9 protein-coding genes and 1 riboswitch are annotated in these 10,152 nt (G+C 61.8%); of the genes, 5 read left to right on the forward strand and 4 right to left on the reverse strand.

Annotation, left to right across the window (positions count from 1 at the left end):
• Positions 1-9 precede the first annotated feature (9 nt).
• Positions 10-450, reverse strand: a complete 441-nt coding sequence (locus AB5Y80_RS04910; RefSeq protein WP_134997914.1) for a hypothetical protein — start codon at positions 448-450, stop codon at positions 10-12.
• Between the two features lie 160 nt (positions 451-610).
• On the opposite strand from AB5Y80_RS04910, the gene AB5Y80_RS04915 reads away from it, so the two are divergent.
• The 3 genes from AB5Y80_RS04915 (at position 611) to AB5Y80_RS04925 (ending at position 4,309) form a co-directional block, all read left to right on the forward strand.
• A complete protein-coding gene (locus tag AB5Y80_RS04915) occupies positions 611-2,284 on the forward strand; it encodes a sensor histidine kinase (protein ID WP_048209419.1) in 1,674 nt (557 codons plus the stop codon).
• On the forward strand, positions 2,278-3,006 hold the full coding sequence (locus AB5Y80_RS04920) for a LytTR family DNA-binding domain-containing protein (RefSeq protein WP_039040685.1): 729 nt from the start codon (positions 2,278-2,280) through the stop codon (positions 3,004-3,006). The genes AB5Y80_RS04915 and AB5Y80_RS04920 overlap by 7 nt, the downstream gene beginning before the upstream one ends.
• A gap of 109 nt (positions 3,007-3,115) precedes the next feature.
• The gene (locus AB5Y80_RS04925; protein WP_323920923.1) at positions 3,116-4,309 is read left to right on the forward strand and encodes an MFS transporter; all 1,194 of its coding nucleotides are present in this window, start codon (positions 3,116-3,118) and stop codon (positions 4,307-4,309) included.
• Between the two features lie 59 nt (positions 4,310-4,368).
• On the opposite strand, the gene AB5Y80_RS04930 is transcribed toward AB5Y80_RS04925, so the two are convergent.
• Positions 4,369-5,505 (reverse strand): 5-(carboxyamino)imidazole ribonucleotide synthase, encoded by a 1,137-nt coding sequence (locus AB5Y80_RS04930; RefSeq protein WP_368172582.1) that lies wholly within the window; start codon positions 5,503-5,505, stop codon positions 4,369-4,371.
• Complete coding sequence (purE, locus tag AB5Y80_RS04935; RefSeq protein ID WP_029313402.1) at positions 5,502-6,011, reverse strand: 5-(carboxyamino)imidazole ribonucleotide mutase; 510 nt, start codon at positions 6,009-6,011, stop codon at positions 5,502-5,504. Before purE ends, AB5Y80_RS04930 begins: the two co-directional genes overlap by 4 nt.
• Positions 6,012-6,218: 207 nt before the next feature.
• Positions 6,219-6,397, forward strand: a riboswitch (cobalamin riboswitch).
• Positions 6,398-6,448: 51 nt separating this feature from the next.
• Between purE and AB5Y80_RS04940 the strand changes: the two genes are divergently transcribed.
• A complete protein-coding gene (locus AB5Y80_RS04940; protein ID WP_041212100.1) occupies positions 6,449-8,314 on the forward strand; it encodes a TonB-dependent receptor in 1,866 nt (621 codons plus the stop codon).
• Positions 8,315-8,422: 108 nt separating this feature from the next.
• Positions 8,423-9,211: a glutamate racemase gene (gene murI / locus AB5Y80_RS04945; protein ID WP_368172583.1), complete on the forward strand. Its 789-nt coding sequence runs from the start codon at positions 8,423-8,425 to the stop codon at positions 9,209-9,211.
• Between the two features lie 3 nt (positions 9,212-9,214).
• Here the strand turns inward: murI and AB5Y80_RS04950 are convergent, their stop codons facing one another.
• Positions 9,215-9,706 carry an RNA-binding protein gene (locus tag AB5Y80_RS04950; RefSeq protein WP_039040689.1) on the reverse strand — a complete coding sequence of 164 codons (492 nt, stop codon included), beginning with the start codon at positions 9,704-9,706 and terminating at the stop codon, positions 9,215-9,217.
• Positions 9,707-10,152 lie beyond the last annotated feature (446 nt).

Below are 10,152 nucleotides of genomic sequence, written 5' to 3' on the forward strand. Positions count from 1 at the left end.
CTCCTGTGGTCAGCCCAGCCAGTACACCATCAACTCATAGGCGGCGTCGCCCACCTGGTCCGGTCTGGCTGACGGGGCCTGATAGCTGAGGTAATAGCGGGTCGCCTGCGCCAGGGGGAGGGCGCGGCTTGCTTCGAGGGGTTGTCCGTTGAGCGCCAGCGTGATCCGGAGATCATCCTGCTGTGGCAGGGAGCCGTAGAGTGCGCGGGCTTGCAAACGATAGGTGGTGTTGAAATCCGGGTGGCCCAGGTCAGCTGCGAGGATCTGGACGGGAGCCTGTGCCGGATCCGAATTGATGGCCTGGAGGCCTGGGTGGGTAAGCGCCACTTCCATGTTGGTCTCTTTGCTGGCGGTGGCCTGCCAGTTCAGCTGGCTCACCTGCGTATTGGCGTGAACGGCGGCACTGCTGCAACCGATCATCACTGCCAGCACCATGCTTTTTTGAAACATAGTTATCTCCTTTGTCGGACTGGGCCCTCCTTGGCGAGGGCCTCCTCTTATCGGCGCTTTCCCCGAAAGCTGAACCGCTCTCCCCGGATTCGCCCATGAGTCGGCGGCAGATAAGGGGTATGATCCGCCCCTGGCGCCATGCCATTGACGGAGGAGAGCCATGCTCGAAAATCAGATGATGTTGTTGGCAGTGTTTGAGCGGGCGGCGCTGATGCTGATGACGCTCTTTCTTCTCACCCGCACCCGGCCGTTTCAGCGATTGTTCCAGAAGCGTGACCACACCCCGGCCGAGCTGGTGCTGGTGGCGGCCATCTTCTGTCTGTTCGCGGTGTTCAGCACCTACACCGGCATTCCGGTGGAGGGGGCCCTCATCAACGTGCGGATCATCGCCATCATCTCGGGCGGCATCCTGTTCGGCCCCTGGGTCGGCATTCCGGCCGGGGTCATCTCGGGGCTGCATCGCTATCTCATCGACATGGATGGCCACACCTCGATCCCGTGCCTCATCGCCAGCATCATCGCCGGCCTGCTCGCCACCTGGCTGCACCTGCGCTGTCGCAAGTCGCGGCTCTGGCTCTATGGCATCCTGGCGGGCATGGCCTGCGAGGGGCTGACCATGCTGCTTATCTGGCAACTGACCGAGCCCCATGCGGTAGGTGTGGAGATTGTCAGCCACATTGCCTACCCGATGATCGCCGGGGCGCTCTGTATCGGGCTCATCATCAAGCTGGTGCAGGACCTGGACGACGAGAAGGAGCTGATTGCCGCCAAGCAGGCCAAGCTGGCGCTCGACATCGCCAACAAGACGTTGCCGTTTTTCCAGAACATCGATCGCCACTCCCTTAGCCAGGTGTGCGGCATCATTCGCAGCGAGATCAGCGCCGATGCGGTGGCCATCACCGATACCCGCGACGTGCTGGCCTATGTGGGGGTGGGCAAGGATTACTACGAGCTGGACGAGCACCACGCCATCAGCGACATGACCCACAAAGCGGTGCTGCTCGACCAGATCATCATCAACAACGATCTGCGCCAGTACCATCTGGCCGACTTTCACTCGGTCATCATTATTCCGCTGAGAGAGAACGGCGCCGTCAGCGGCACCCTCAAGATCTACTACCGCCGCACCCACAGCATCACCAGTTCGCTGCGGGAGATGGCGGTCGGCCTCTCCCAGCTCATCTCCACCCAGATGGAGGTGTCGCGCATCGAGCAGCTCAAGGAGATGACCCGCAAGGCGGAGTTCACCGCGCTGCAGAGCAAGATCAACCCCCACTTCCTGTTCAACGCCCTCAATGCCATCTCGTCGCTGATCCGCATCCGTCCACAGCAGGCACGCCAGCTGATCGCGAATCTCGCGGATTACCTGCGCTACAACCTCAACAAGGGGGACACCCTCATCGACATCCAGGAGGAGCTGCAGCAGGTGCGCGACTACGTGGCCATCGAGCAGGCCCGCTTCGGCGACAAGCTGGAGGTGGTGTTCGAGGTGGACGACGTGCATATCCAGGTGCCGAGCCTGCTGTTGCAGCCGTTGGTGGAAAACGCCATCCTGCACGGCATCCAGCCCCGCAGTGCGCCGGGTCGGGTCACCATCGAGGTGAAGCAGCTGGCGGGCGGCATCCGGGTCGCGGTGCGCGACACCGGCTACGGCATCAGCCAGGCGGTGATCGACGGGGTCGCCGCCGGTCGGGTGGAGAGCCGCAGCATCGGTCTGATGAACGTGCATCAGCGGGTCAAGCTGCTCTATGGCGACGGCCTGCACCTCAAGCGGCTGGAGCCGGGGACCGAAGTCTGTTTCTATCTGCCTGATCAGGAGGCAATGCCATGCTGAAAGCGATCATTGTGGAAGATGAGTATCTGGCCCGCGAGGAGCTGGCCTTTCTGGTGGGGCAGCACAGCAACATCGAGATAGTGGCGAGCTTCGAAGACGGGCTGGAGGCGTTCAAGTATCTGCAGGATCACGAGGTAGACGTGGTGTTTCTGGATATCCAGATCCCCGCCATCGACGGCCTGCTGCTGGCCAAGAACCTGCACAAGTCCAGCCATCCGCCCCACATCGTCTTCGTCACCGCCTACAAGGAGTTTGCGGTGGAGGCGTTCGAGCTGGAGGCATTCGACTACATCCTCAAGCCCTACAACGAGCCGCGTCTCATCAATCTGCTGCAAAAGCTCGAACTGGCGGGCAAGTCCCAGCCCCAGGGTGCGGAGTCCGGGACACCACAGAACCGCACCGTCAATCTGGTGAAGGGGGAGCGCATCATCGTCACCCCCTGCGAGCAGATCTACTACGCGGAAGCCGACGAGAAGCTGACCCATGTCTACACCCGTACCGATCGCTACGTGATGACCATGACCCTCAGCGAGTTCGTCAGTCGGTTGCCTGCCGAGGGGTTCTTTCGTTGCCACCGCTCCTACTGCGTCAACATCAACAAGATCCGCGAGATAGTGCCCTGGTTCAACAGCACCTATCTCATCCGGCTCCATGACCTGCCGTTCGAGGTGCCGGTCAGTCGCAGCAACATCAAGGCATTCCGTCAGCTGATGCGGCTCTGATTGTCATTCATTCCCGCCGATCTGCATTTCATGCCGTAATCGGTCGGCGGGAGCGGCGTCTTGCCTATAGTGGCCCCAGTTTCCTTAAGGCCATTCCTCGAGACGCATCATGACCAGAGAGCTGAATCGCACCCGCTACCTCACCCTGTTGGGGACCATCATCACCCAGTTCGCACTGGGATCCGTTTACACCTGGAGCCTGTTCAACGCCCAGCTTTCCGACAAACTGGACGAGCCGGTCAGCCAGGTCGCCTTCGCCTTCGGGCTGCTCAGCCTCTCCCTGGCGGTGGCCTCCTCCCTGGCGGGCAAGCTGCAGGAGCGCTTCGGGGTGCGCAACGTCACCCTGGGCGCCGGCGTGCTGCTCGGCATCGGCTTCTTCCTCACCGCTCATGCCAGCAACCTGGCGATGCTCTACCTCTGCGCCGGCATCCTGGTCGGTTTTGCCGACGGTACCGGCTACCTGATGACCCTCTCCAACTGCGTGAAGTGGTTCCCGGAGCGCAAGGGGTTCATCTCCGCCTGCTCCATCGGTGCTTATGGCCTCGGCAGCCTGGGCTTCAAGTACATCAACCTGCTGCTGCTTTCGAGCAACGGCCTTGAGACCACCTTCCAGCTGTGGGGGCTGATCGCCATGTCCATGGTGCTGGTGGGTGGCATGCTGATGAAGGATGCCCCCAAGCAGGCCGCCGCCGTGCAGCAGAGCGAGAGCCGCGATTTCACCCTGGCCGAGGCGATGCGCAAGCCCCAATACTGGATGCTGGCGCTGATGTTCCTCACCGCCTGCATGAGCGGTCTCTACGTCATCGGCGTGGCCAAGGACATCGGCGAGAAGATGGTGGGCCTGCCGGCCGTGGTCGCCGCCAACGCCGTCGCCATCATCGCCATGGCCAACCTGGGTGGCCGGCTGGTGCTGGGCATCCTCTCCGACAAGATGTCCCGTATCCGGGTCATCACCATCGCCCAGTTGATTACCCTGGCGGGCATGGCGCTGCTGCTGTTCGTGCCGCTCAATGCCAACCTCTTCTTCGTGGCGGTGGCCTGTGTGGCGTTCAGCTTCGGCGGCACCATCACCGTCTACCCCTCGCTGGTGAGCGACTTCTTCGGCCTCAACAACCTGACCAAGAACTACGGCGTCATCTACCTGGGCTTTGGTCTGGGCAGCATCATCGGCTCCATCGTGGCCTCCCTGTTCGGCGGCTTCATGGCGACCTTCAACCTGATCCTGGTGTTGCTGGTGGTGGCCCTGGTGCTCTCCCTCACCATCCGCCTGCCGGCTCCCGTTGCGGCTGTCGACAGGGCCTGACCCCTCTCGCTTCTCAAATCATAAAAAAAGACCCGGGCCTTGGCCCGGGTCTTTGCATGTCAAGGGGTGGACTCAGCGCGGGGCAGACCCAGCAGGGCGCGCAGCTGGTGCGCGGTGGCCTCGACCGCCGGCCAGTCGCGGCCAGTGACGGTGACGTGGCCCATCTTGCGGCCAGGGCGGGCCTCGCCCTTGCCATAGAGGTGAAGGTGCACCCCGGGCAGGGCCAGGGCGCCGGCCCAGTCCGGCGTGCCGTCTTGCCACAGATCCCCGAGCAGGTTGAGCAGGATGGCGGGCTGAACCTCAGCCTGTGCCGGCAGCGGCAGATCGCACAGGGCGCGCACCTGCAACTCGAACTGGCTGCAACCGGCGTTGTCGATGCTGGGATGACCCGAATTGTGGGGCCGGGGGGCCATCTCGTTGACCAGCAGTTCACCGCCGACCAGGAAGAACTCCACCGTCAGCACACCCACATAGTCGAGGGCGGCGATGATGTGCTCGGCGATGCGCTGGGCTTCGCGCTCCAGGGCCGGCACATTGGCCGGGGAGCGGGTCTGATCCAGGATGCCGCCGCTGTGCCAGTTCTGCACCAGGGGCAGGGCACTGATGGCACCGCTCGGACTGCGGGCCAGGGTGAGGGCAAACTCCCCCTCCAGCGGCAGGCGTTTTTCCAGCACGCAAGGGACACCGCTGGCGGCCAGGGCCGCTGGCAATTCGCCCGCATTGTGGATAGTCCACTGCCCCTTGCCATCGTAGCCCTCGCGGGCGGTCTTGAGGATGGCGGGGAAGAGGTCGCCGGGCAGGGCGGGCAGCGGCTCGCCGGGTAGCAGGGTCAGGTTCGGGGCAACCGGTACACCGGCGCGGGTCAGGAAGGCTTTCTCTTCCCGGCGATCCTGACAGACACGTACTGCGCTCGCGGCCGGGCGCACCGGCTTGTACTGCTCCAGCAGGGCCAGGGAGGCGGCGGGCACGTTTTCGAACTCGCAGGTGATGGCGTCGCAGCGGCTGGCCAGATCGCGCAGGGCATCGGCATCGTCATAGGCGGCAACGATCTGCTCGTCGGCGGCTGCACCGGCGATGCTGATGGGGTCCGGGTCCAGCACGATCACCTTGTAGCCGAGACGGTGGGCAGACATCACGAAGTAGCGGCCGAGCTGGCCGCCACCGAGCATACCCAAAGTGGCGGGGGGCAGTATCATGCCGGCTCCTCCAGGGTGAGCGCCAGCACCCGGTCGCGCTCCTTGGCGCGGAAGCCGTCGAGCTGCTGGTGATAACGGGGAGCGTCGCCATCCTGGGCGACAGAGAGCAGGGACACGGCGAACAGACCGGCATTGGCGGCACCCGCCTCGCCGATGGCGAAGGTGGCGACCGGCACGCCCTTGGGCATCTGCACGATGGAGAGCAGGGAATCCATCCCCTTGAGCTGGCGGGTGGGGATGGGCACGCCCAGCACCGGGATCGTGGTCTTGGCGGCCAGCATGCCCGGCAGGTGGGCTGCGCCGCCGGCGCCGGCGATGATGGCGCGCAGACCGCGATCGCGCGCACTGGCGGCATATTCAAACAGGAGATCCGGGGTGCGATGGGCGGATACGACGCGCGCTTCATAGGGCACGCCGTGCTCCTTGAGGATGCGGGCGGCGGCCTGCATCACGGGCCAGTCAGAGTCGGAGCCCATTACCAGGCCGATCATAGGGGGGGTCGTCATTACGGCTTCCTCGGATGTCAAACGTTTGCCGCATGTTACCAAAAAGCCGTGGGATCTGGCTCAACATTTCTTGTTTTTGACCCTCTCGAATGACGGTCAACGAGCCTCAAGGTATGAGAGGGGGCGAGGATCTGCGCCACTTGGCACCGGCTTTGGATAAAAACGACATTAGAAATCCAGATGGCTATACATCCAAGGCGGCTCTGCCTATAATCCCCCCGCTTTGGCGCATCATGCTTAAAAGGGAATCCGGTGAGAATCCGGAGCTGGCGCGCAGCGGTAAGGGGGAACGAAGCGACATCAGGGCACTGCCGTCAGGTGGGAAGCCGTCGCCGTAGGCCATCAGCCCCCAAGCCCGAAGACCTGCCAAAGTTCGTATTTCGGGCCGAGAGAAACCGGCCACGAAGTAGATGCTTACGCGAACTTAAGGATCTCTCATGTCCAAGACATTATTGGCGGCTGCCCTGTTGCCAACGGCGGCCTTTGCCCAACAACTGACCATCCCTGTCAATCCCACCATGGTGGTGACCGCTACCCGTGTCGCCCAGCCTGCCTCCAGTGTGCTGGCTCCCGTCAACGTCGTGACCCGTGACGAGATCGATCGCCTGCAAGCCCAGACCGTGACCGACGTGGTCAAGACCCTGCCCGGCGTGGAAGTGGTCAGCAACGGCGGCCGCGGCCAGCTCAGCTCGCTTCGGGTACGTGGTGGCACCTCTTCCCAGACCCTGGTGCTGGTGGACGGGGTGCGCAGCGCCTCTCTGACCGCCGGGATGACCGAGCTCAACAACCTGCCCCTCAACCAGGTGGAGCGGATCGAATATATCCGCGGTGCACGCGCCACTATTTATGGGTCCGATGCCATCGGTGGGGTCATCAACATCATCACTCGCCCGGACCAGGGGACCAATCAGCACAAGTTCAACCTGGGCGCGGGCTCCCACAAGCAGCGTCAGGCTGCCTTCAGCAGCGCCAGCCAGGTGGGTGATGCGGGTCAGATCAAGGTCGCTGGTGGTTTCGATGACGAGACCGGCTACAACGTGCATCCCATCGTCGGGGTGAACGATGGCGACAAGCATGGCCACCGGGGCTATAACGCCATGGTGGATTATCAGCAGGCGCTGGCCAGCAACTGGGATCTGTTCGGTACGACCCGCTGGTTCCGCAATATTGCCCAGTACGACAGATCCTCTGCCGCTTCCGCCTGGGGCCCGGCGTTTCATCAACGCAACGAGACCTGGACCGAGAACCAGAGCTACCAGCTCGGCTCCCGCTATCATGACGAGCGCTACCTGAGCGAGCTGCGCGGCGCCTTCTCCAAACAGGATGCCTACGACTACCCGGATACCAGCGGCCGCGATCAGTCCGCTGATCGACTCTATACCCGTCAATACACCCTGAACTGGGTCAACAGCGTCAAGTTGGACGAGAGCTGGACCCTGGGGGGCGGCGCCGACTGGCAGCGCGACATGCTGGACGATAGTTCCCGCTCCTCTGGCGTCGCCTTCCCGAGTGAGGCCGATGAGCGTGACAACACCGGGCTCTATGCCCTGGCCCAGTTTGACAACCAGGTCTGGCAGGCCGAGCTGAGCGGTCGCAGCGATGACAACGAGCAGTTCGGACGTCACAACACCTGGCAAACCGGCGCTGGCTGGCGCTTCGTTGAGGATTATCGCCTCAGTGCCCGTTACGGCACCGGTTTCCGTGCCCCCTCCTTCAACGATCTCTACTACCCGGGGTCCGGCAATCCTGACCTGAAGCCGGAAGAGTCGAAAAGCCACGAGTTGATGTTGGACGGACAGACCGCTGGTGTGGAGTGGCGCTTGACCGGTTATCGCAACGACTTCGAGCAGATGATCCAGTGGGCACCGGACAGCCAGGGAATGTGGACGCCGCAAAACGTCGGCAAGGCGCGGATTGAAGGGGTTGAGCTGGAAGGGGAGTTCGAGACCGGCTGGCTGAGCCATCGCGTTTCCGCCGAATACAAGGATCCCAAGGACAAGGTCACCGACAAGCAGTTGCAGTTGATCTCCCGCAAGGGGGCCAAGTGGGTGAGCCAGGCGCAGTGGCAGCAGTTCGATGGCTCCCTGAGCTGGATCTACCAGGGTGAGCGTTATGGTGACGCGGCCAATACCACCCAGCTGGGCGGCTACAGCGTGTGGAACCTGGCGGTGGGCTACCAGGTTGCACCGTCCTGGAAGGTCTCCGGCAAGATCAGCAACCTGCTGGACAAGGAATACCAGACCTCGGTGGGTTACCCGGCTGACGAGCGTGCCTACTATGTGACGGTGGACTACGCACTCTGATCCCCTTGTCTGGATCTGAAAAATCAGGGGCCCTGCCATTGGCAGGGCCTTTTCTATTGGCGCCGGGCGGGAGTATGATCGCGGCCTCGCATTCAAGGGGGAGCTCAGGTGGCCAATATTCTCGTGTTCGACTCCGGTATGGGCGGTCTGACTGTCTATGGGGAGATCCGTCGCGCTCTGCCGGAGCACAACTATTTCTACAGTTTCGACAATGCCCACTTTCCCTATGGCGAGCTGAGTGAGGTGGCCCTCATCGAGGCTTGTACCGGACTGGTCAGCCACATGGTGGCCGAGCACGCCATCGATCTGGTGGTGATCGCCTGCAATACCGCCAGCACCATTGCCCTGCCATCCCTGCGTACCGCACTCAGCATTCCCGTGGTCGGCGTGGTCCCCGCGATCAAGCCTGCTGCCGCCCTGACCCGTAACGGCTACATCGGTCTGCTGGCAACGCCCGGCACCGTCAGCCGTGACTATACCCATGAACTCATCGCCCAGTTCGCCCCGGGCAAGCATGTGCTGCTGAAGGGGGCCACCGAACTGGTTATCGAAGCCGAGCGCAAGCTGGCGGGGTTGCCGGTCAATATGGCCCTGCTCAGAGAGATGCTCGCAGACTGGATGGAAGGGGAGGAGAGGCCGGATACCCTGGTACTGGGATGTACCCACTTCCCCTTGCTCAACGAAGAGATCAAACAGCTGATGCCGGAATGTCAACTGGTCGATTCGGGTCTTGCCGTGGCAAGGCGGGTGGCGCATCTGCTGGCGACACTGCCGGTCCAGGCACCTGGCGAGGGGACGGGACGTGCCTACTGCACGCGACTGGATGCTGGGGCCCAGAAACTGACAGCCCCCTTGCAAGCTTGGGGGCTGTCGTCACTCGAAGAAGTGGTGTACTGAATATCAGGCGTCGACGTCGTTGACGTCCTTCTCATCCCGGTCCCGCTTGTCATTTGCTTCACGCACTTTCAGGGTGCGCTGCTGATACTCCTTGTCATTGAGCGCGGCGATGGCCTTGGCCGCATCGGCGACAGGCATCTCCACAAACCCGAAGCCCCTGCGTTTGCCGGTGGCCTTGTCCTTCATCAGACGAACTGACAGTACCTGACCTTGCTCGGCAAAGAGTTCGCGCACCGCAATCTCGTTGGCGCGATAGGGCAGGTTGCCTACATATAAGGTGCAAGTCTCCTGATTGGCGATCGCTTCAGCTGCATTAGCCGGGGTTCTTTTCAGGAGCAGCGGTACCACGAAACCGCCAATGGCCAGACCGGCGGCAAAAATGACTTCGACTTTCAGAGAGAACTGCAGGGCCTGGGCAACCAGATAGCCGAGCAGCGCCAATACCAGAGCAAGAACTGCTGCCTGCACATAAACGGGAAACTTGGATAAATTCATCTTTAAAGACCTTTTGTAAATGAAAGCAAAAAAGGTGCAACACTCTATTCACCTTCATGGTAACCAGCTTTACGACCAGACGCTACCATGGACCACTTGAGGCAAATTATCCGCTTCAGTATGGCATTCCTTCAGCCAGGAAGATCCTGATAAATGCCAATAAAAGAGGGCTGAAATCATCAGCTTGTGGATAACATTGTATATATACACTGGGTAAGTTGTTTCTAACTGGATAATTTGAAGTTTCCGTGACTTTCTTCAAAAAATCCCTTGTCATCGTAACCGGCCTCCCTATAATGCGCCCCTACCAGCACGGCGGACCACGCCAACCTGATGAGCCAGCTTCCTAGCGAAGTGGGCGCCGAAAGAAAAGCGAAAACAACCGCTTGACTTTCGAAGTGAGGAGCGTAAGATGCGCCTCCTCAACGCGATAAGCGTGACGCTCT

The organism is Aeromonas sp. R2-1 (genome assembly GCF_040908425.1).
Classification (GTDB): domain Bacteria; phylum Pseudomonadota; class Gammaproteobacteria; order Enterobacterales; family Aeromonadaceae; genus Aeromonas; species Aeromonas caviae.